This window comes from Runella sp. (assembly GCF_027484545.1).
GTDB lineage: Bacteria > Bacteroidota > Bacteroidia > Cytophagales > Spirosomataceae > Runella.
In genome coordinates, this window is sequence record NZ_JAIXST010000287.1 from 11,797 (window position 1) to 33,711 (window position 21,915).

Genomic DNA, 21,915 nt, shown 5'->3' on the forward strand with positions numbered 1-21,915 from the left:
TGTTTCAAAAACATTCCAAGTCTAACCTTCCTCTAGTTTTTTGACGAATAAAACTCAAAACTTACGAAAATGGCAAATCATCTAAACCTCGAAATTAATTCGGACTGGACAAAAACCGAGAAATTACTATTTCGCTTCTTCTCGCTTTATTTCCTCATTCAGGTTCTGCCGCTTGACGGGCGATTTTTCAAAAACCTCTTTTCTATCAATTGGTTGAGTATCTGCTACCGTGACCTATTTTATTTGTCACGGTACTCACCCTCTTTTGTGGGTAATGACAGTTTTATTAACTGGCTTATTGTGGCGATTATCGCCGGTATTGGAAGCGTGATTTGGACGTTGCGCGACAAAGAAGATACTGATTACGACAAGTTGTATTATTGGCTTCGGGTTGCGGTTCGGTATCGTTTGGCGATTGGAGTCATTGCTTACGGATTTATCAAGTTGTTTCCCTTGCAGGCTCCGTTGCCTTCCATCAGTAATCTCAATACCAACTACGGGGATTTTACGGCTTGGAAACTTTTCTCGTTGGGTTTGGAAGTTGTACCTAATTACCAATCTTTCTTGGGAGCGGTCGAAATTGTGGGAGGATTATTACTGCTCAATCGCAAAACCGCCACGATTGGGACGTTGATCATCATTCCATTTACGGGCAACGTGTTCATTTCCAACATCGCTTACGAAGGAGGCGAATACGTGTATAGTTTTTACCTGATTACTCTTGCGCTGTTCATTTTTGCGTACGATGGTCTGCGGTTGTTTACGTTATTTTCCTTGGAACAGCCTGCCGTACCTAACCGCTTTCATCCTCTGTTTTCGGAAAAATGGCAGAAGGCTCGTTTGGCGCTCAAAACCGCTTTTGTTTTCTTTTTTGTGGTGCTATATGGGTATAAAACCTACGCCGGCTACAAAGAAGGCCCCTATCAGTTTCCTACCAAAGCGGGTTTACCCAAAACGGAAGGTGTTTACAATGTCAGTGAGTTTAAGGTCAATAATACCGTCGTTCCTTATTCCAAAACAGATTCTACCCGTTGGCAGGATGTAGTTTTTGAAAAATGGAACACAATCAGTATTCGCTCCAATCGTCCCGTTAAACTGGATTTAACCAATACGGAAGAAATTCACGGAAACGACGCTGACCGTGATTATGAGTTTGCCGGTTCGCAGGGACGGCATTACTACAGCTACGAAGTAGATGCGGCAAAAAAGACGCTGTCGCTCAAAAATCGCAATGGTAACTACGCCGGCGAGACACTTAACTTAGACTTTACTCAACTTAATGATTCAACGATTGTGCTGAACGGAATCAACGAGCGCAAAGATTCCGTGTACGCTGTTTTGAACAAAATCAACAAGAAATACCTGACGTTTGAGGCTCAAAAAACGGGGCGTCGGCGTGGTCTAAAACTCTAACTTCTACCTTCAAAAACGTTTCAGACAATGGCTAAGGCATTAAGAATCACCTCCGAACAAATTGATTTAGGGCTGGGAGTAACGTCTCGTGTATCACAACCTAAATCTGTTGAACCTTTTCCCCAACACAACGAGCCAACACTCTCTCAGTCAACTTGGAAACCGTGGCAGAAAATCCTGTTCAGGATTGTGTTTGTCTTCTTTATGAGCATGTCGCCTCCCAATAATTTAGATTGGTACAAAGAGCTGTTCAACTTTGATTGGCTGCACCTGCATTACCGTGATTTATACGATGTTGCACGGTTTGGTTCCGGATTGAATTTTTTCGGGAATACCATTTTCGGCAGCAATTTGAATGGCTATGCCGTTTGGATTATCACGCTGGTTTTTGCCATTGTAGGGGGACTGGCTTGGACTGCAATTGCCAATTTTCTTAAAAAAGATTGCTCCGAATACAACCTGTTGTATTACTGGCTAAAGGTCGTTGTTCGCTATCGTGCAGGGATTGGTATCATCGGCTTTGGATTTACCAAACTCACTCCAACGCAACTCCCCTACCCTTCCTGGGGCGTTTTGAATTCCAATTTTGGTGATTTGACTTTGCAAAAAATCTATTGGCTTTCCATCGGGATTGTGCCTTGGTATGAGGTATTTACGGGTGTGGTGGAAGTATTCGCCGGGGCTTTGCTGTTCTTTCGGGCTACTACATTTTGGGGTGCTATATTGCTGTTTGGTGCCTTGGCTGACATCGTGTATGTCAACTTTTCCTACGACGGCGGCGTACACGTGTACAGCTCGTATTTTGTGCTGTTTTCGGCATTTTTGTTAGTAGATTATATTCCAAAACTGTACAATTTGTTGATTTTGGAGAAGCCGACGTTGCCTTTTACTTCCTACCCTGTATTTATCGAAGCTTGGCAACGGATTGCCCGTATTTCCCTTAAAACGGGTACAATTGTCCTTTTTTTACCCGTTTTTCTGTATTTGGCCGTTGTCAATTTTCTGTATGATCCGTACAAACAACCCGCGTTGAAGGGTATTTCTGAACTGCGCGGAAACTATAACGTGACGGAGTTTAGGCTAAACAATCAGGTCATTCCCTTTTCTCCTTTGGATTCTCTCCGTTGGCAACAGGCAACTTTTGAAAAATGGACTACGCTTACGTTTAAAGTCAACAAACCCGTCGAATTGGACTTGTCAAACGGCGGCGGGGCTTCCATGCGCGACATCAACCGGACGTTTGAATTAACGGGGGTCGCCGGCGGACAACGGGTATTTTATTACGAAGCCGATACGGTCAACAAAGTCCTGTATTTGCAGGATAAAAATCGGGGAAATCGTCAGGAGGGACGTGAGTTTTTGGGAAACCGGAATGACTTTGGCGGTGATGGACGCACCAATGCAGCTGCTAAAAAGAAGGGTGATAAACCCAAGGTTGATAACTGGATTCCTAAAGAAGCATTGGCTAATATTGGTCTGGAAGATTCAAAAATTGAGCCAATTGCCCGTTCAACCCGTCGTACAAAGGGAATTGAGGCCGAAACGCGTCCCACCAAACGCAGTCGGATGATTCTGAAATATGACGTTGTAAATGGAGGTGCGCGCGTGATTTTATCCGGAATCAACGAAAACAAAGATTCCATTCGAGTGGTCTTAGACCGCTATGACAAAAAATACGCGTTGTCGAGAAGTACGCTTGAAGCGGGGAAATACAATTAGTAGATTTTATTACCACACCATTTCTTTATAAACTTACTTTTTGTTCTTAAATTACCTATCCATTAACAAAATAGAACGTTTTAGAAAAGTAAAATCAGAATGCAAAAACCAATTGGAATTACATCAAAGTTGCTTTTTCAACTCCCAATCCTGATTTCAGTGTTGGGAGTTTTCTATGAAAAAAACTCGGGTACTGGTTCAGATACCCCCCCTTTATCCGCTTCTTTTTTTCAGCAATCCCTACCGCCCGTTAGTGGGTTCAACAGCTTTTCTGACACTACTCTCCTCCCCTCTTCTTTTGGTTTTGGGCGGCCGGCTACGCAAGCAGAGATTGATAAACTGGACATTGATGTTCGTCCCGATGGCAAAGGATTACCGACCGGTTCGGGGATTTCATCTAGGGGGAAACTTATTTTCGATGCAAAATGCGTGGCTTGTCACGGAGCAGGCGGAATCGGTGGCCCCAATGGTTCTTTAGTCACAACTACTGCAGATGCCAAGGAAAAACGCCCGGAAAAAACGATTGGCAATTATTGGCCGTACGCTACGACGGTATTCGACTACATTCGTCGGGCTATGCCTTTCAATGCACCAGGTTCGTTGACCAACGAAGAAGTGTATCATTTGACAGCTTATCTGTTGAATGCCAATAAATTAATTGATGAGAAAACCGTAATTGATGCGAAGTCACTGCCCAAAGTAGTGATGCCCGCTCAAAAATTGTTTATACCTGACGACCGCAAAGGAGGACCCGAAGTAAAATGAAAAATAAACTCATTCAGATAAGTCAGTTTACGGAGAAAATCTCCCGGCGTAAACTTCTCGGCGGTGCGGCTACCGCAGCCGTGGCCATTGTTCAAACGGCCAACGGACAAACCATTCAAAAAGCAATCCCGCAGGCGGCTTTGGCCGATGATGACCCTACCAAAAAAATGGGCATTCCTCCGGGAGAAATCGGTACGCGCTCGTCATTTGAAAAGTTAATTAAAGACCCTTCCGCCACCTCATCGCGGTCACCGTTGCAGGATATTTATGGAACGATTACGCCCTCTGATTTGCATTTTGAGCGAAATCACGGCGGTGTTCCAGCCATTGATCCCAACAAACACGAATTGTTGATTCATGGGTTGGTTGAAAAACCGCTTATTTTTAAAGTGGCTGATTTAAAGCGCTTTCCATCGGTTTCGAGAATTGCATTTTTGGAATGTTCGGGCAATTTTCGTTCGGGCAAAGAAGCGCTGAGACCTCAGGACATCTGTGGCTTAACCAGTCAAAGTGAATGGACGGGTGTAAAACTGTCAACGATTTTCAGAGAAGCGGGTGTTAAACCCAACGCCACCTGGTTTTTGGCCGAAGGAGGCGATGCCACCGTGATGACGCGCAGCATTCCCGTCAAAAAAGGCTGGGACGATGCAATTCTGGCTTATGCCCAAAACGGAGAAGCGTTAAGACCCGAACAGGGCTATCCGGTACGATTATTTTTACCCGGTTGGGAAGGAAATACGAGTGTGAAATGGCTGCGACGTTTGGAACTCTCTGACCAACCTTTCATGACCCGCGAAGAAACCTCCAAATATACCGAGGGAGTGAATGGAAAAGTCCGACAATTCAGTTTTGACATGGATGCGCGTTCTATCATCACTTATCCGTCCTACCCTCAGCACGTTGAAAAAGGGTGGATTGAGATTCGGGGCATTGCGTGGAGCGGTCGCGGTAAAGTAGTGAAAGTGGAAGTGAGTACCGATGCCGGAAAATCGTGGCATTCCGCCAATTTGCAAGACCCCATTCTGGACAAAGCGCACACGGTTTTTCGACATTTGTGGCAATGGAAAGGCGAAGAAACCGAAATCCTGAGTCGAGTAACGGACGAAACGGGCTACGTTCAGCCCACATTGAAACAATTGGTAGAAGCACGCGGAGAAACCGTAGGTTATCATTTCAATCCCATTACAGCTTGGCAAATCAAACGCGACGGTTCGGTTTTGTTCAAGCCCGAAACTTTTCGATAATTTTGTTAAGGCTTTTGTAATTAATGCATTATTGTAAAAGTCTGATTGTAACTATGAGCAAAACAGAGTACGATGCCATCGTTGTAGGCTCAGGTCCCAACGGTCTGGCGGCGGCTATTACCCTGCAAAAGTCAGGTCTTCATGTACTGTTGGTGGAAGGCAAATCTACCATCGGAGGAGGGTTACGAACGGCCGAATTGACTTTGCCCGGTTTTAAACATGATATTTGTTCGGCCATCCATCCCATGGCGGTGGCCTCTCCTTTTTTCAATTCCTTGCCCTTAGAAGAACACAGTTTGGAGTATATTCAGCCTCCCATTGCTTTAGCCCATCCTTACGATAACGGTACCTCTGCTATCCTGACCCATTCCATCGAAGAAACAGCTTCGTTGTTGGGAATAGACAAAGAAAATTATCTTTCATTGATTGGTCCGATTAAGAAAAATTTTCACTCGCTGATTCCTGAAATTTTAGGCCCGTTGCACATTCCCAAAAGACCGATTGAACTGGCTCAATTTGGACTGAATGCCTTGCAGCCGGCCACTTGGATTTCCAAACGGTTTCGTACTTCCGTTGCCAAAGGTTTGTGGGCAGGGATGGCGGCTCACTCGATTTTGCCACTCAATAAACTGACCACTTCAGCGATTGGATTGGTACTTTTAGCGGCAGGGCATAGTAGAGGTTGGCCCATTCCGAAGGGTGGTTCTCAGCAGATTGCCAATGCTTTGGCGAGTTATTTTACCTCTCTTGGCGGAAAAATAGAAACCAGCTTCAATGTTGAATCGCTGGCGCAGTTGCCGTCTTCCAAAGCGGTGTTGTTTGATATTACGCCCCGACAATTGCCGGACATCGTTTTTCCTCCATCTACAAATGGCAACTCGAAAAATACCGCTACGGGATGGGAGTTTTCAAGGTAGATTGGGTCATTGAAGGCGAAGTGCCTTTTACTTCTCCCAATTGTCGACAAGCCGGAACTCTGCATTTGGGAAATACTTTTGAGGAAATAACTGCTGCTCAACAGACAACCTGGAACGGCCGTTCTCCCGAAAAACCGTTTGTATTACTGGCGCAACAAAGCCTGTTTGATTCGACCCGTTCTCCAACAAAAGATAAAAATGTGGTTTGGGGTTATTGCCATGTACCCAACGGCTCCACCAAAGACATGACGGAAGCCATTGAACGTCAGGTTGAACGATTTGCGCCCGGTTTTAGGGAACGGATTTTGGCCAAACATACGTTCAATACACTTCAACTGGAAGAGCACAACCCTAATTACGTCGGCGGTGATATCAACGGAGGTGTCATTGATTTGGCACAATTGTATACCCGGCCGGCATTGAGGTGGTCACCGTATCGAACTTCGGCTAAGGGACTGTATATTTGCTCTTCTTCTACGCCACCGGGGAGCGGTGTTCACGGAATGTGCGGATACCATGCGGCAAAACGGGCACTGAAAGATATTTTTAACATCAAATTATAACCAATTCCTTCATCAACATGAAAAAACGTATCTACTTTACACTTGCCTTATTTCTAAGTGCTTCCATTGGATTTTGCCAAACCCCAATCAGAATTAACGAAAAATCTCCAACCCGACACGGTCCTGAAAAAGGCTCCCTCATCATCATTGGCGGAGGAACGGTTACTCCCGAAATTTGGAGCAAATTTGTAGAATTAGCAGGTGGAAAAGACAAAGCCAAACTGGTGGTGGTAACGGCTGCGGCAGGTGATACGGCCGCTTTGGATAGGCCGGCGGTAGAATCTTTGAAAAAAAATACGGGTGTAGCTCAGGTAACCCTTCTGCACACCAAAAGCCTCAAAGAAGCTAATAGTGAGGCTTTTGTGGCACCGCTCCGCGAAGCGACGGGCGTATTTTTTGTGGGCGGTCGTCAGTGGCGCATTGCTGATTCGTATTTGAATACCCTTACCCACCAAGCATTTCAAGAAGTGCTGGACCGTGGCGGGGTGATTGCCGGTTCGTCGGCGGGGGCCAGTATTCAAGGCTCTTTTCTATGGCGCGGAGATACCAAAGGTCCTCACATTTTGGTTGGTGATCATACCCAAGGACTGGGTTTTTTGAAAAATTCAGCCATTGACCAGCATTTGCTTCGCCGAAATCGGGAGTTTGATTTGGTGGAATTTATCAAACAATCCCCTGATTTAATTGGAATTGGATTGGATGAATCTACCTCGGTGGTGGTTCAAAAAGACTCATTGGAAGTACTTGGGAAATCGTACGTTGCGATTTATGATTACAATACCATTATTGGAAACGGTAATAAACATACGCTCAATAATCAGGAAGTAAATACAGCCTCCAATGGTCCGTTCTTCTTCCTGAGTAATGGTCAGAAATATGACCTTCGTAACCGTAAAGTGATTCAGGAAACACGTCGTCAATCCGTACAAACCGGGAATCGATAGGTTTTGAAAAGGGTAGGGGAGGAGCCTTTAAAAATTTAGGGTGAGTTGTTGTCCTTCGGTGGGGTGGCCATCTTCCAGATTGTGCAGCGAAACACCCAGCAGGCGGACAGGTTTTTCCAAAGGAAAATTTTCTTCCAGTAATTCAAACGTAATTTTTTCAAACAACACTTTTTCTCGAATCGGTAAAAAAGCGGAACGACTGCGAGTAATGGTTTGAAAATCGTTAAACTTGATTTTAAGCGTAACGGTGCGCCCGTATATTTGGGTACGGGTACACCATTTCCAAACGTCTTCAATGAGTGGGAGTATCCCTCTTTCCATTTCGGCCAACGTTTCCAAATCCTGTTCAAACGTATTTTCGGAGCCAACAGATTTACGAATGCGGTCAGATTCTACGGGACGGTCATCTATGCCTCGGGCAATGTTGTAGTAATAGCTCCCTATTTTCCCAAAATGAGTGCGAAGAAAAACCTCAGTTTTCGATTTAAGGTCTTCGCCCGTCAGAATACCCATTTTGTTCATCTTTTCACTCGTGACTCGCCCTACTCCGTGAAATCGCTCTACGGGTAAAGTAGCTACAAAAGTTTCGCCTTCGTTGGGTTGAATGACATAAATTCCATTGGGTTTACGGAAATCAGACGCCAATTTAGCCAGAAACTTGTTATACGATACCCCCGCTGAAGCCGTTAATTGCGTAGTTTCAAAAATGCGTTGTTTGATTTCGTGGGCGATGTGCGTGGCAGAGCGGATTCCTTTCAGATTTTCTGTTACGTCCAAATAGGCTTCATCCAAAGAAAGCGGTTCAATCAGAAGAGTATAGTCGGCAAAAATGCTTTTTAGTTGTTGAGAAACGTATTTGTAAGCTTCAAAACGAGGTTTTACAAACACCAAATGAGGACATTTACGGATGGCAATTTTAGAAGCCATGGCTGAACGAACTCCGAATTTTCGCGCTTCATAACTTGCTGCCGCAACCACACCTCGGTCTGAACTTCCCCCTACGGCCACAGGCTTTCCACGCAGGTCTGGATTATCACGCTGCTCAATAGACGCATAAAAAGCGTCCATATCAATATGAATAATCTTTCGGTTCATTTTGGAGAAAAACCATAAGTGCAAGTTTTGCACTTATGTGATAATCAATTTGTTTTCAGAAAGTTAACTCTATTTTTGTTTGAAAAACGAAAAGTTTGTACAAACGTAGGCGGGCTGATTTTTCAACTCATTGTAAAAGAAAAAATTCATAAGTGCAAAACTTGCACTTATGAATTAAAGTGTTGATTTTCAGTAAATTAAATATATTTTTTTAACTCTTTTACCTTTTGCACGATAACAGCGTAATCGCTTTTAGTGGACACATTAGTGACCAACCGGGCTATTTCTTTTTTCAGCTGTGCGCCTTCGTTTAAGAAGGGTGAAGGCAAGTTAGAAGCTGGTTCGGAGAGCACTTCAAGTGATTGAATGGAGCTGGCAGCAATGTCTTCTCTTTTGGCCAAATCCTGAACGGCAGTTCGACTCAAATTGGTAGCTCCTGCTAAAACCTGTTGCTGCAATTCAGGGGCGAATTTGGAGACGCCTGCGGCAAAATTTCCGTCGTTTTTTATGGTTCGCTGACTTACCTGAAATTCATCCGCCAATTGTTTCGACAAATCAATACTGCTTGCTTCCCGGTCGTATTTTCCCTGCCCGCCTTTTTCGCGGTTGTATCTTAAACCTCTGAAATAAGACATTTGCTCGGGAGTTAGATTTCGCCGTCCCAATTGAAAGTCAATCATGTAATCTTTGACTTTCTCAATATCCTCAAATTTCAGAAGGGCAATCTTATAGTCGATGTTGTACTGTTCACAAATTTTGTGGCGATTGTGGCCATCAATCAGTACGTACACCGTTTCCTCACCGTCTCCTAATCCTGCAATCTGATTTGTGGTTTCCCACACGGTCAGCGGGTCTTTACAGCCTTGTTTGAGTAAATTGGCTTCGAGGGTTTTGTATTCTTCGGCAGTTAGCGGGGTAATGAATTGTCGAAGTTCTTCACTGATAATAATCTGTTTTTTGATTTTTTCGATTTCGGAAAACGAGGAGGTGGGGAGCTGCGAACTTACTTTTTTCATACCCGCCATAAAATCCTTTGCCATACTTTTTTGAAGTTAGAGGGTGATAAGTTCTTTTGCCAAGTCCAGATACTGATTTGCTGAAAGGGATTTGGGAGAATAATCAAACAAATCTTTTTTAGCGACTTGCGACTGTTTGATGGTCGTGGACATTTCGATTTGGGAGTCAAAAATCTTAAAATGTCCATACACTTCTCGAATGTGGTCAATCATGTTACGATGAATACTTTGCTTTTTGTGAACCATCGTAAAAAAGATACCGCGAACACGCAGGGAATAATTCAAATGTTCTCTGATTTCAAGAATGCGATTAAAAAGGTTTTCTACGCCGTGATACGCGGATGCTTCGGGCTGAATAGGGATGAGGCACTCGTGCGAAGCCACTAACGAACACGTAGTAAGCACATTAAGCGCCGGTGGACAGTCAATAAGTATAAAATCGTAATTTTCAAGAAAGGGGGACAACTTATTGAAAAGCCTTTTTTCGCTGCCAATGGAATTAACCAGTTCTAACTCACGATACGCCATTTGAATGTCGGAAGGGGAGAGGTGGAGCAAAGGCTCTATTTCCAAAATAGGAAGCGGCCGTTTGTCCAATAATGAATCAATGACCTGTTCTTCGGGCTGATGAACCCCAAAACATTGCGATAAATTACCCTGCGAATCCATATCAATCATCAGTACCCGATTTCCGAGCAAACTAAGGGCTTTTCCCAAATTGATGGTAGACGTGGTTTTTCCCACCCCGCCTTTGTGATTGACAATGGAAATCACCCGTGCTTTGCTGAATAGTTCCTCGGTAAACCCGTAATCTCGAAGTATCGGCAGTAACTTTGCCAAATGTTTTTCATTGAGTTTGATAAGTCCGCCCTGGGCTTTATACAGCGTTTTTGAAGGTAGTCCTGCTTCCTTTTCAATCTGAGAATGATTGAGCGCAGGTTTCATTTGCAGGAAACGAAAAACTATTTCTTGTGTAATCATCGAGGCTTAGATTTTAGCTCGACAAAAATAGATACAAATCTATCATTATTTAAATTTTTAGATAAACTTTTATCTAAAAATCATCGACTAAAAACGAATTGAAAGGGTAGGAGGGAGTGCAGTCTTTTGCGAGAGAATCAAATTTTAGGAGACCACGTAGCAGAGAAATAACTGCTGACACCTGCTGACAAAAAAAGGAGTAGGAAAGCAAAACCTTCCTACTCTCCTACATTCCTAAACCCTTAACCTTAGAAAAATTTTTATCCATTATTCGTGTCTGTCTTTTTCGAGCCTGTTTTACTTCCCTGTTCAGGCAATGATTCAATACGTTTTTTATTACTATAACTTAACCTAAACGTAGTTGCTTCCTTTTTGTGTTTCTATAAGATGTCAGTCAAAAAACGAATTCGATTAATAAAAAGACATGACTATTTGATACGGTCTGCATTAAACTTTAAACGGCGAAATAAATCGTTACGTTCTTGACTGTCAAGTCCTTTCAATGGATCAGATTGAGTAGTATGGGCCATATAGAACATGGCAGCAGATACTGCTAAACCTACTAACCCTGTAATACTCACCAATATTAAAATTTCCATGACTTATACTATTTTATATTTTTTGCTCAACTACCATGATACAAAGATGACTCTCTTTCCACTTAATTGTGTTACACATTTAACTCAAAGAATTACATCATTCCCACTTTTGCCAAATCAAAAATGAATAAAGCGATGAAATGATATAAACAAAACCCCATTGAGGCTGAACGCCAATGTTGACATTGACACGCGCCTGTGCTCCGGTAGTTTGTAAGAGATTCTTGTTTAGCAAGAGCATAACAACAAGAATCGATATTTTCATTTTACAATTGTATTTAAAAATTATCGGTTGATAACACGACTTGGGTACCCGGAGATTGAGTACTCGGATCGTCTTCGGCGGTAATAAATAGTTTGGTAGGTTTAAATGAAGATACTGACTCAAAAGACGCTTTTAATTGCCTTGACAGAATACCCGTTGAGCTTTTTATTTGCCCAATATTTTTAGTTATATCCTGATCGGTAACCATCCAAATTACGTACGTTTGTTTTGATGGCTGTAGTCGTTGGACTTCCGCTAAATCGAATAAGTGAATTTGAATAACGTAGTTTTTATTTCTGTCATGATTTATATTTACATAACCTCGCGCTGCAGGAACGACGGGGGATGTTAAAAAGTTGATTTTTTTAGAACAGGACGCAAGTGATAATAGCACTAAAAGGGTTAGAACAGTCAGTATGTTATTTTTTAGTATTGTTTTCATTGGTTAAGTTTTTAAATATTTTTTTTAATTTATTTGTGGAAAAAACTAAACAAAAAAGCCATTTCACATTGCTACGAAATGGCTTTTTTGTTTTTTAATCAGCTTCCATGCGAAGATTTGGCAGCCATTTTAAAGATTAAACTTCGGCTTTTTAAAATCTGAATCCAACTGTCGCCTGTAACCAAGTGTTTTTGTAACGTGGAGTGGTAGAAGTTCCATTTCCGTTATTGTTCATACTGTCCCATCCCGCTCTGGCACCGATGACAAGATGGCTTACGTTGATATTGACACCGCCAATAAAGCATAATGTATTTTTACGGATATTCTCATTCTCAAACTCATTCTCCTGCAGAATCGTCGTAGCTCCATTGGCAAACACATCTTTTTGTTTCAAAAGATACGAAAATTGAGGGCCGACTAAGAGCGTTAAAAAACTGACGGGTTTTATGGCAAGAAACAGGGGAACATCAATATAATTGGTGGTACGGGTAAAATCATAGGAGCTGCCCAGTATTGTACCAGTTGCCTGAAATCCTTTTTGAGAAAACAATACTTCGGGTTGGATACCCACGTATTTGCCAAGTGGAATACCCAGAAATACACCCGCAGCTAAACCAACTTTGGCATTTGCGTTAAATTGATCTCCTTTTGAATCATAGACATTTGAGTAATTAATTCCTGCCTTAATTCCGACCTGAATCTTTTCCCGTCCATCATCCGAACTTCCCTGTGCGTGGCTAATCGTGAAGGCTGATGCAATGATTAGCAGTAATAAAAGTAAATTTTTCATTGTCTTGGTGGTTAATACTTTGTTTTCAATTTTATTTTAACTATTTGAAATAGAGGCTAATTGGTATTTTTAACTACCAAATCTTTAAATGCTTTACCAAGCTCGTCCATATCGTGACTAAACTCCGTCTTGAACATTTTCCATCTTTCTTTTCCGTCTACTTTATAGTCATCCATTCTTAGTTTCATGTCGTTGTTCTTTTGCTTGAGTTCAGCAATTTTTTTCCGATAATCGACTTTAGCTTCTTCTTTTTCGTTTTCTATTTTAGTACTAAACTCCGTTATTTTTAAGTCGTTTTCCGCTATTTTTTCTGCTATTTCTTTCCGATAAGTGACTACCTCATCCAAGTATTCTTTGTTCGCTTTATCTAAGTCCTCATTGGCTTTTGTTACATTATCCTGAGCCACTTTTACCTTTTGAGAGGGCTTCATGCAGCCTGTTAAAATTCCACCTATTGTAAAGGCAAAGATTGTCAATGTTAAGATTGATTTTTTCATTTTTTTCTTTATTAATTTAAATTCAAGATTTAATGTGGTGCAGTACCTACATACAAATTTTGCACTATTAAAACTGTAAAGTATTATACATTTATAAGGGATTTTTATACATGTCACACATTTTTAAACGCCATTTTCCACAGAAATTAACGATTAATTTTAGGTTAACCCATTGTCAAATACCCCAATAAATACGCAACTACCATTAAGTCAATTCCTACGAGAACGATTGAAAAAATAATAGTTTTTATATGTACTTTACGAGATGATTCCTCATCTTTGATACTTTCTTTTTCAATTTCTCTCATACTATCTTTGTGTTTCACTCTATACTCAATTGTGAGTTGATCTAAGAATCATTCGTACTTGGAGAAAAAGTGTTTGTATTTGTTGAAATGAAGCCAATACCCGCAGTAACCGGTCATCAGTTGAAGAAAGATGCTTTTTACAGAAAAAATCTAACGCATTGAAAAATAATCTCTTACGAAAGCGTGTTTTTGATTTTCCGTCATTTTATCAGATGGCTTCACTTTGATGATTATCTTATCAAAATGATGATCAGCTTCCAAAATATTAGCCAGCTCAGTTTTGGCATTGGTAGGTCCAAAGAGCAGCACTTCTTCGTAATTTCTGATTACTTCACCCAATTTTTTGTAATATTCTGACTGCTGATGTTGCTCTTTATTATGCATCAGGTTTTCACTCTTACTTAGCGTAAACTCTTTTTCCTGATGATTAAATTTTGATTCAATAATAGTAGTTTGAATGGGGTCGGGGGTAAGTTCCATTAAATGGGCGCTTTCCGAATCCATCCAAATGCCTATTTTTTTTGAGTTTGTCATGATTGTAATAAGTTTTCAATGATGTAAATAAGTCGTGTAAAGAAGGGAGAAATGCTCTCTCCTTCTTTTATCAATCCACGAATACATAGTCCTTTTTAATACACAATTTTGTCGCCTACTCCCAAGGTTTCCTTGGCGGTTTCTATCTGTGCGGCTGTACCATGCGCTAAAAGTATGAATTTGCCGGCTTTAATGTCGGTTTCATATTCCAAAATACTGTCTTTCGGAACTCCTAAACTTACTAAAGCGGCCCCAAGCACACTCAGTCCCCCGACGGCTACCGCTCCTTCCAATGCTCCCACCAATGACGTCACAAAAGGGCCTGCAATCAGTAAAGGCCCTATTCCAGGAATAAGAAAAAAGGCAGAACCAAACAGCAATCCCCACAGCCCGCCCCAGAAAGCTCCAATACCACCCCATTTTTGCATTCGGTCGCCCATGTTGTAGTACCCAACTACATTCTCGTCGGTGTGGTAATCCTGCCCTACGATAGAAAGCTGTTTCATGTCATAACCGCTTTTCTGTAATTCTCTGATTGCCATTTCTGCTTCTTCGTGCGTGTCGTAGAGCGCAACCATTGCATTTTCTTTGTCCATCGAATTTTTTTTAAGGTGTGTTTTTAAGTAACGATTGTATATATATGACGAAGAAATCAGTTCAGGTATCTTCTCAATACCCAAGCAGTTGTCTCGTGTTGTTCAATGATTTTGGTCAGAAAATCGGTGGTGCCAGCGTCTTTATTTTTTTCGTTACATACCTCGATATCTTTCCTTAGTTGTACAATCACTGATTCATAATCGCCCAACAATTCTTTCATCATTTCTTTTTGGGTAGGATACTTACCGGGAGATTCTTTGATGGTGGACAGTTCGGCAAATTCTTGCATCGTACCTATTGTTTTACCTCCTAATTTATTAATTCTCTCCGCTACTAAATCAATGGTTTCTTCCAGTTCAGTGTACTGACTTTGAAATAATTTATGGAGCTCCATAAAACTTTCTCCCGATACATTCCAATGAAATTTTCTTGTTTTGACATACAAAGTCATTTCATTGGATAAAATCGCCGAAAGCAACGTAATGCTTTTATGAAGGTGCTTTTCTGTAATACCAATTTCAGGTTTCATACTTCCGTTCGTTAATAGCGGCTCGGTGTTTGTTTTCAAGTTATTTGACATTTTTAACGGTTAAATCTTTAAAAGCTTGACCCAGTTCGTCCATATCATGATTGAACTCTGTTTTGAATGTTTCCCAATTTTCTTTTCCTTCAACTTTATAATCGTCCAGCTTCTTTTGCATATCATTATTTTTTTTCTCCAACTTATCTACTTGCTTTTGATAATCATCTTTGAATTCTTTCCTCTTAAATGCTATCTGGGTTTTAAACTCAGCGATTTTTTTATCATTTTCGGCGATTTTTTCAGCCGTTTCTTTTTTATAGTTTTCTACATCAATAAGGTATTCTTCCTTTGCTTCTTTCAAATCTACTTTGGCTTCCATCACCTCAATTTTAGCCTCATCTACTTTTTTTTCGGAGCTATTACAGCTTGTTACCAGTGAAAGAGCAATAAAGGCAAAGGCAGCCAATCCGATAATTGATTTTTTCATTTCAGTTATTTTTATTGAATTAATAATTTGTTCTTTGCAAGTCCATCTTTTGAAATAACCTGCGTGACAAAGGTGAGTTTTTTCACTTCAAAAATCATTACATAATTACTTCAAAGAGTTACAACATTCACACATTTTGAAGCTTTGCATTTACTCATACCTCAACGCATCAATTGGGTTCAACGCGGCAGCTTTTCGTGCCGGATACCATCCAAAAAAAAGGCCGATGGCGGATGAAAACAAAAACGACAAAAGCACGGAAGAAATGGTGATGACGACGGGCCATCCGCCAAACTTTGCCACTAATTGTGATGCCACTATTCCCAGTACGATTCCAAAGATTCCGCCTACAAAACTGATGACTATCGACTCTATCATAAACTGCGTCAAAATGTCTTTTCCTTTTGCTCCTATGGCCATGCGTATGCCTATTTCGTGGGTCCGCTCGGTAACCGATACCAGCATGATATTCATAATGCCGATTCCTCCCACCAAAAGCGAGATACCGGCAATACTGGCGAGCAAAATGGTCATGACTTTAGAGATAGTCCCAAAAACTGTGCTGATTTCTGACTGCGTACGAACCGTAAAATCATTGTCGTCGGAGGGTGCGATCTTGTGTTTTTCGCGTAATAAAATCGAAATTTCATCGACCGCATCCACTACCTGACCCTCCGATTTTCCCGAAGCCAAAATACTGTTGATGTACATGGAAGAAGACATCATCCGCTTTTGAACCGTCGAAAACGGCGCAATGATAATGTCATCCTGGTCTTGCCCAAAGGTATTTTGGCCCATTTTGGTAAGTACACCAATAATTTTTACGGGAATACTGTTAATCCGGATTGTTTCGCCAATTGGATTGTAATTTTCATCACCAAACAAATTTAACACCACCGTGAGACCGACCAAACACACCTTGGCAGCAGTACGATCTTCATTGACCGTGAAGGTACTGCCTTGGGCAATCGTGAGCGAACGAATGGCCAGATAGTCGTTGGTAACTCCCAAAATCGTAGTATTCCAATTTTGAGAGCCGTAAATGACCTGTGCTCTTTTTTGGTCAACGGGGGATACAAAATTGACCAAATCGCAATTGGCTTTAATAGCATCCACATCTTCGATTCGAAGGGTCTTGTTGGAAGCAGCCCCCTGACTTACTCCTCCCGACATGTTATTGCCGGGATAAACCATGATGGAATTGGTGCCAAGGCTGGCAATGGAGGCTTTGATGTTTTGGTTGGAGCCTTCGCCAATGGCCAACATGGCTATCACCGAAGCTACGCCGATGATGATACCGAGCATGATCAAAAAACTTCGGAGTTTATTCCGCATCAAGGAGCGAAAAGCTACTTTAAATAAGTTGAAGGTTCTCATGTAGTTGATTTTTCTTCCGAGAGTTGGGCGATGAGTTTCAATTCTTCGGTGGCATTTTTTCGCTCTTTTACCGCTTCGTTGGCAATGATTTTCCCGTCTTTGAAAACAATGTTGGTCTTGGCAAATTGAGCAATATCGGGTTCGTGCGTCACCATCACAATGGTAATTCCGGCGTCATTCAATTTCTGAAAAATCTGCATAATCTCGTAACTGGTGCGTGAATCAAGGTTGCCCGTAGGCTCATCAGCCATGATTACGATGGGGTCATTCACTAACGAGCGGGCAATGGCCACTCGCTGTTGCTGACCTCCCGACAACTCATTGGGCATAGCATTGACGCGGTCACCCAATCCGACGGATTTGAGGGCATCGAGAGCTTTATCGCCGTAGTCTTTGGGTGAAATGGTGTTGTTGTAAAGCAGGGGTAATTCCACATTTTCCAAGGCCGAAGTACGGGGTAAAATATTGAACGACTGAAAAACGAAACCGAGCTTTCGGTTTCGTAACTCTGCCAATTCATCCCTGCTTCGTCCAAGAACATCTATACCCTCCATTGTATACGTTCCAGCAGTTGGGTTATCGAGACAGCCCAGAATATTCATAAATGTAGATTTTCCCGAACCGCTCGCTCCCATGATGGCCAAAAATTCGCCTTTATCAATCGTAAGTGAAACATCACTAAGTGCGGGAACTTCGGTAGTGCCTGTTTTGTAGGTTTTTACCAAGTTTTTTACGGTAATCAGGTTTTCCGGGTTTTTCATGTTATCTTTTTCTGCTCGGCATTTTCGGCATGAACGGACTCGAAGACTTTGTATCGGTGGGTGGTGATTGATTGACGCCCGTGGCTACCAAACTTCCTTCCTGAATATATTTCCCTGAATTTCGGTAAAAGAGCCATCATTCAACCCCTTCGTTACCTGTACCGGAAAAACGTTTTTCTTTTTGATAAGCCATAGAAATCCCGTTGTTGCTTCCGATTCAACGATTTGCTGTTTTTTCAATTCGCTGTTGCTGCGCAACTTCTGTAACCAATATTTTTTGGTAGAATCGGGCAGCAATTCAGACGCCTGAAGATACTCGGCCGAAGGCGTGAACGTGAAAGCGCCCGTGGCTACTTTCAACACATTGTTTCGTTCCTGAATAGAAATATTGGAATTGACCGTCAGGCCCAGTATCAGTTTCAACTCGGGGTTGGGCACTTCGATAATTACGACGTAATTCACCACGCTCGAAACCACCACCGGCTGATGCCTTATTTGAGTGACGGTACCCGCAAAAACATCCTTTGGGTAGGCATCCACCGTAAATTTGGCTTTTTGACCGAGTTTAAGTTGCCCAATATCAGCTTCATCCACATTGGCCTGCACTTGCATCTTTTTCAGGTTATTGACAATCGTAAACAGGACCGGACTGTTAAAACTTGCAATCACCATGTTGCCTACCTGCACGTTTCTGGCAATAATCATTCCGCTGATGGGTGCCTTTACGGTACAATACCGAAGGTTAATCGAAGCTCGGTTGAGTTGAGCCTGAGCGGAGGTGATATTGCTTTTGGCCGTTTGATAAGCCGTGGAAGCCAACTCGTAATCGGCCTTTGATACCATTTTTTGGTCAAATAAAGTCCAGGCTCTATCCAATTCCCGTTTTGCCTGCACTACCGCCACTTTTGTTCTTTGTAAAGCGGCTGCCGCATCCAATTTGGCAGCCACGTACAGGGTAGTGTCCAGTATGGCAATCACCTGCCCTTTTTTTACGACATCATTGAAGTCTGCCTTTATTTTCGCGTAGGTTCCCGAAACCTGAACCCCGACATCCACCGACGTATCGGCAGCCATGGTTCCGGTTGCGGTCACTAATACATTGACATCGCCTTTTTCGACGGATACGCTTCTCCAATAATAGACTTTGGCTTTATTTTGAAGTCGATACCAGTAAATACCCGCCAAGGCAAGTACCACTGCCACGACGGATGAAATAAGTAGGATTTTCTTTTTCATTATAGAAAATGGAAAAAACCTCTCAAGAGTTAAGACTTTTTGAGAAGTTTTAAGCGCAATACATAACGTTGATTATATGAGTCTCGTAAAATAAGATACAGTACCATCCATACTCACCTGTACCACAATTTTCTTGTTTTCTTTTTTCAATTCTACAAAGTAATGATCGGCGTCTTCAAATCGTTTATTGAAAAAAATCATGTTGGAATTGACAGGACCATTGTCGTCATATTCTATAATGTCGCCTACGGTATAACTTTTGTAATATTCATTGATGTATTTTTGGCCAATGGCAGGCAAATCCGAGAAGGTTTTAATCGTAGTGGTACCTACCAATTTGGTATCATAATCGTAGAAGGCAGTTTGTATTTTTCCGTCCTTCATAAAAGTAGCTTCATCAAAATGGTCTGTTCTTTCCCACTGTGCATTTTGGGAAATGCCAAAGTCGCTCATCAGCTGTTTTTTGGATTGTTCACTTACCTCTTTTCCCGCCAATTCTCTCAACTCCATTTTAGCTTCGTGCTTTTCTACACTAAGCTCAGCTTCTTTTTTCTCAATTCGTGCAATGTCTTTTTTAATCGCCGCCTTTTCTGTTTGGGCGTTGATGGCTGTAACAAAAACAAGCATTGAAACAGCAATTGAAAGTAACTTTTTCATATTTTTATTTCTAATAAATGGTTTAAATCACTTGTCAAATTTGTGCACAGTGTGGTAGAAATGTTCATCTATTTAGTTTTAATTGCTTTTTTGATTTTCTTATCTGTTTTCTTTACAATTTTTTTAATGGATTTTTTTACTACCTTCTCAATTTTATCCGTTAATTCATCTTTATTCTCTTTGAGAACCTTATGCACTGCTTCTATCATTTTTTCTTTTAAAGATTTTGCTTCCGAAGGCTTTACCGTTACAGTTTTTACAACTTTCTTTTCCATGATTATTTTATTTAATTGTTAGGATAGGTTCTAATAGGATGCTGGTTTTTATTCAAGTTGAAGTACTAACTGTTCTTTGAAATTGGGGTAATCTGTATAGCCTTTTTCGTCAGCCGTATAGAATAATTCCGTTTTAAGATTTTGCGATAATTCCTGATTGTGTTCTAATCGTTCTACTAAATCAGGATTATTGATAAATGGTCGGCCAAATCCGATAAGGTCACACAAGCCACTTTCAAGGTCGGCTTCTGCGCTGTCTTTGTCATAGCCCCCGCAAATAATAAGGGTGTTTTTAAAATTGTGACGAATCAATTTTTTAATTTCAATAGGCACCGTGGGCGCACCCATGGCAGAATGGTCAACAAGATGGATATAAGCAATCCCCAATTTATTGAGTTCTTTTGAGAGGTAATCGTAGGTTGCATCAATTTCCGGATAATTGGGCATGTCGCCCGCCACGCCATAGGGAGATAAACGAATCCCTGTTTTATCTTTACCAATGGCGGCTGCCACTGCGGTTGCCACTTCAATCACAAAGCGGCAACGATTTTCAATCGTGCCATCATACTTGTCGTGACGGACGTTGCTGGCAGGTGACAGGAATTCTTCGAGTAAATAGCCGTTTGCGCCGTGCAGTTCAACGCCATCGAATCCTGCTTCCATTGCATTTTTGGCAGCTGTTACATACTCGGCTTGAGTCGAAACAATGTCTTCAGTAGTCATTGCTTTGGGAGTAGGGTAGTCCTGCATTCCTTTGGCATCTGTCCACATCTGACCAGTTGCTTTTATAGCAGAAGGGGCTTCTATCTGCGTACCTTTTGGCATATTCAGAATGTGGCTTATTCTTCCCGTGTGCATCAGTTGCACAATTATTTTTCCACCGCTTTTGTGCACTGCTGATGTTGTCTTTTTCCAACCGAGTAGTTGTGCTTCACTAAAAATGCCCGGAATACGGGCATAGCCCAATCCATTGGGAGAAGGTGAGGTGCCTTCGGTGATAATTAAACCGGCCGTGGCTCGTTGTTGATAATAACTTGCCATTAAGTCATTGGGGATATTGTCGATAGCTCGGCATCGGGTCATAGGAGCCATCACAATATGATTTTTTAGTTCTAAAGAACCGACTTTTGCAGCGGCAAATAATTTGTAGTTTTTCATTTTATTTGTTTTTACACCGACTATTTAAGTTAAGTAATAAGACAATTTTAATCACCGCTGCGGCGAACCGCGCAAAGCCGCTAAACCGTTGATAATAAGCACTGCTTCGGCCGTGAATTTTAAAACTATAGTGTATGCTTACTTAAATGCTTTATTTTGAATCCCAATTAAGTGACACAATAATTTCATTTTTTCTTCCAATTAGTTGGTAGGGAGGATTGTATCCTAAATAGCGAAAATTCCCGTAGTAAGAAAGGTGATGTTCTTTCAGAGAACTTTCAAGCATTTCAGTGTACTTTTTTATATTCTCGTCTGAAGTAAATCCTCCAAATTGAATGGCAGCCACGTATTCGTCAGGCGTAGTTTTAATAGCTATATCTGAATTGTCAGGCCGTGGCAAATTGTCTTTATTGTAATTTGAAGGCATCACAAAACTCATACTCGAAACCGAATCTCCGATATCCATGTGTACTGGAGAAGTCATGGCTATTTTCATTTTATCTTTATTTCCACCAAAAATGTAACTGGCTAATTTTGCGAAGCCTGAACTGCCCAGTTCTTTGTAGGTTTTGGCAGAAGACGTAATCATTGCCATCGTTGCGGAGGGATAGTGTCGAATTTCAAAATTTCCCTCCGTCCGAATTACTTTGTAAGCCTGGGTTTCTGTTTTATTGACTGACATGGTGGCGTATATTTGAAAGGCAATGAATAAAACAAAAATGATGATTGTTAGTACGAGAACAATTTTCATG

Annotated in this window: 27 protein-coding genes; 7 read left to right on the forward strand and 20 right to left on the reverse strand. The window is 41.5% G+C overall.

Annotated elements, in window-relative coordinates; genetic code table 11:
* The first annotated feature begins 69 nt into the window (after window positions 1-69).
* The 7 genes from Q0081_RS25715 to Q0081_RS25740 all read left to right on the forward strand — a co-directional run bounded on the left by Q0081_RS25715 (window position 70) and on the right by Q0081_RS25740 (window position 7,565).
* Window positions 70-1,413, forward strand: coding sequence for a DoxX family protein (locus Q0081_RS25715; RefSeq protein WP_298360450.1), 1,344 nt, complete (start codon window positions 70-72; stop codon window positions 1,411-1,413).
* Between the two features lie 27 nt (window positions 1,414-1,440).
* On the forward strand, window positions 1,441-3,132 hold the full coding sequence (locus Q0081_RS25720; protein ID WP_298360452.1) for a hypothetical protein: 1,692 nt from the start codon (window positions 1,441-1,443) through the stop codon (window positions 3,130-3,132).
* Window positions 3,133-3,231: 99 nt separating this feature from the next.
* A complete protein-coding gene (locus tag Q0081_RS25725; protein ID WP_298360454.1) occupies window positions 3,232-3,897 on the forward strand; it encodes a c-type cytochrome in 666 nt (221 codons plus the stop codon).
* Window positions 3,894-5,141 carry a sulfite dehydrogenase gene (gene soxC / locus Q0081_RS25730; RefSeq protein WP_298360456.1) on the forward strand — a complete coding sequence of 416 codons (1,248 nt, stop codon included), beginning with the start codon at window positions 3,894-3,896 and terminating at the stop codon, window positions 5,139-5,141. Before Q0081_RS25725 ends, soxC begins: the two co-directional genes overlap by 4 nt.
* Before the next feature lie 53 nt (window positions 5,142-5,194).
* The gene (locus Q0081_RS32005; RefSeq protein ID WP_409034100.1) at window positions 5,195-6,058 is read left to right on the forward strand and encodes a phytoene desaturase family protein; all 864 of its coding nucleotides are present in this window, start codon (window positions 5,195-5,197) and stop codon (window positions 6,056-6,058) included.
* Window positions 6,040-6,621 (forward strand): phytoene desaturase family protein, encoded by a 582-nt coding sequence (locus Q0081_RS32010; protein WP_409034101.1) that lies wholly within the window; start codon window positions 6,040-6,042, stop codon window positions 6,619-6,621. Before Q0081_RS32005 ends, Q0081_RS32010 begins: the two co-directional genes overlap by 19 nt.
* A gap of 17 nt (window positions 6,622-6,638) precedes the next feature.
* Window positions 6,639-7,565, forward strand: a complete 927-nt coding sequence (locus tag Q0081_RS25740; RefSeq protein ID WP_298360458.1) for a cyanophycinase — start codon at window positions 6,639-6,641, stop codon at window positions 7,563-7,565.
* Window positions 7,566-7,592: 27 nt separating this feature from the next.
* Here the strand turns inward: Q0081_RS25740 and dinB are convergent, their stop codons facing one another.
* The 20 genes from dinB to Q0081_RS25840 all read right to left on the reverse strand — a co-directional run bounded on the left by dinB (window position 7,593) and on the right by Q0081_RS25840 (window position 21,914).
* Window positions 7,593-8,660, reverse strand: a complete 1,068-nt coding sequence (gene dinB / locus Q0081_RS25745; protein ID WP_298360460.1) for a DNA polymerase IV — start codon at window positions 8,658-8,660, stop codon at window positions 7,593-7,595.
* 197 nt (window positions 8,661-8,857) lie between these two features.
* The gene (locus tag Q0081_RS25750; protein ID WP_298360462.1) at window positions 8,858-9,700 is read right to left on the reverse strand and encodes a hypothetical protein; all 843 of its coding nucleotides are present in this window, start codon (window positions 9,698-9,700) and stop codon (window positions 8,858-8,860) included.
* A 12-nt stretch (window positions 9,701-9,712) separates the two neighbouring features.
* A complete protein-coding gene (locus Q0081_RS25755; RefSeq protein WP_298360464.1) occupies window positions 9,713-10,657 on the reverse strand; it encodes a ParA family protein in 945 nt (314 codons plus the stop codon).
* Window positions 10,658-11,085: 428 nt separating this feature from the next.
* On the reverse strand, window positions 11,086-11,256 hold the full coding sequence (locus tag Q0081_RS25760) for a hypothetical protein (RefSeq protein WP_298360466.1): 171 nt from the start codon (window positions 11,254-11,256) through the stop codon (window positions 11,086-11,088).
* A gap of 97 nt (window positions 11,257-11,353) precedes the next feature.
* A complete protein-coding gene (locus Q0081_RS25765; RefSeq protein ID WP_298360468.1) occupies window positions 11,354-11,521 on the reverse strand; it encodes a hypothetical protein in 168 nt (55 codons plus the stop codon).
* Window positions 11,522-11,534: 13 nt separating this feature from the next.
* Window positions 11,535-11,963 (reverse strand): hypothetical protein, encoded by a 429-nt coding sequence (locus tag Q0081_RS25770; protein WP_298360471.1) that lies wholly within the window; start codon window positions 11,961-11,963, stop codon window positions 11,535-11,537.
* Between the two features lie 151 nt (window positions 11,964-12,114).
* The gene (locus Q0081_RS25775) at window positions 12,115-12,753 is read right to left on the reverse strand and encodes a porin family protein (RefSeq protein ID WP_298360473.1); all 639 of its coding nucleotides are present in this window, start codon (window positions 12,751-12,753) and stop codon (window positions 12,115-12,117) included.
* Window positions 12,754-12,809: 56 nt separating this feature from the next.
* Window positions 12,810-13,250 (reverse strand): hypothetical protein, encoded by a 441-nt coding sequence (locus Q0081_RS25780; protein WP_298360475.1) that lies wholly within the window; start codon window positions 13,248-13,250, stop codon window positions 12,810-12,812.
* Window positions 13,251-13,414: 164 nt separating this feature from the next.
* Window positions 13,415-13,558, reverse strand: coding sequence for a hypothetical protein (locus tag Q0081_RS25785; protein ID WP_298360477.1), 144 nt, complete (start codon window positions 13,556-13,558; stop codon window positions 13,415-13,417).
* Between the two features lie 150 nt (window positions 13,559-13,708).
* Complete coding sequence (locus Q0081_RS25790) at window positions 13,709-14,092, reverse strand: hypothetical protein (protein ID WP_298360479.1); 384 nt, start codon at window positions 14,090-14,092, stop codon at window positions 13,709-13,711.
* Window positions 14,093-14,187: 95 nt separating this feature from the next.
* On the reverse strand, window positions 14,188-14,688 hold the full coding sequence (locus Q0081_RS25795) for a general stress protein (protein ID WP_298360491.1): 501 nt from the start codon (window positions 14,686-14,688) through the stop codon (window positions 14,188-14,190).
* Window positions 14,689-14,744: 56 nt separating this feature from the next.
* Window positions 14,745-15,218 carry a Dps family protein gene (locus tag Q0081_RS25800; protein WP_298360493.1) on the reverse strand — a complete coding sequence of 158 codons (474 nt, stop codon included), beginning with the start codon at window positions 15,216-15,218 and terminating at the stop codon, window positions 14,745-14,747.
* 40 nt (window positions 15,219-15,258) lie between these two features.
* Window positions 15,259-15,699 carry a hypothetical protein gene (locus Q0081_RS25805; RefSeq protein ID WP_298360495.1) on the reverse strand — a complete coding sequence of 147 codons (441 nt, stop codon included), beginning with the start codon at window positions 15,697-15,699 and terminating at the stop codon, window positions 15,259-15,261.
* A 150-nt stretch (window positions 15,700-15,849) separates the two neighbouring features.
* Window positions 15,850-17,076, reverse strand: coding sequence for an ABC transporter permease (locus tag Q0081_RS25810; RefSeq protein WP_298360497.1), 1,227 nt, complete (start codon window positions 17,074-17,076; stop codon window positions 15,850-15,852).
* A complete protein-coding gene (locus tag Q0081_RS25815) occupies window positions 17,073-17,837 on the reverse strand; it encodes an ABC transporter ATP-binding protein (protein ID WP_298360499.1) in 765 nt (254 codons plus the stop codon). The genes Q0081_RS25810 and Q0081_RS25815 overlap by 4 nt, the downstream gene beginning before the upstream one ends.
* 84 nt (window positions 17,838-17,921) lie before the next feature.
* Entirely contained in the window at window positions 17,922-19,073 is a 1,152-nt protein-coding gene (locus Q0081_RS25820; RefSeq protein WP_298360501.1) for an efflux RND transporter periplasmic adaptor subunit, read from the reverse strand.
* 72 nt (window positions 19,074-19,145) lie between these two features.
* On the reverse strand, window positions 19,146-19,730 hold the full coding sequence (locus tag Q0081_RS25825; protein ID WP_298360503.1) for a hypothetical protein: 585 nt from the start codon (window positions 19,728-19,730) through the stop codon (window positions 19,146-19,148).
* Window positions 19,731-19,798: 68 nt separating this feature from the next.
* Entirely contained in the window at window positions 19,799-20,005 is a 207-nt protein-coding gene (locus tag Q0081_RS25830; protein WP_298360505.1) for a hypothetical protein, read from the reverse strand.
* Window positions 20,006-20,053: 48 nt separating this feature from the next.
* Window positions 20,054-21,163, reverse strand: a complete 1,110-nt coding sequence (locus Q0081_RS25835; RefSeq protein WP_298360506.1) for an alkene reductase — start codon at window positions 21,161-21,163, stop codon at window positions 20,054-20,056.
* Between the two features lie 151 nt (window positions 21,164-21,314).
* Window positions 21,315-21,914 carry a heme-binding protein gene (locus Q0081_RS25840; RefSeq protein ID WP_298360508.1) on the reverse strand — a complete coding sequence of 200 codons (600 nt, stop codon included), beginning with the start codon at window positions 21,912-21,914 and terminating at the stop codon, window positions 21,315-21,317.
* Window position 21,915 lies beyond the last annotated feature (1 nt).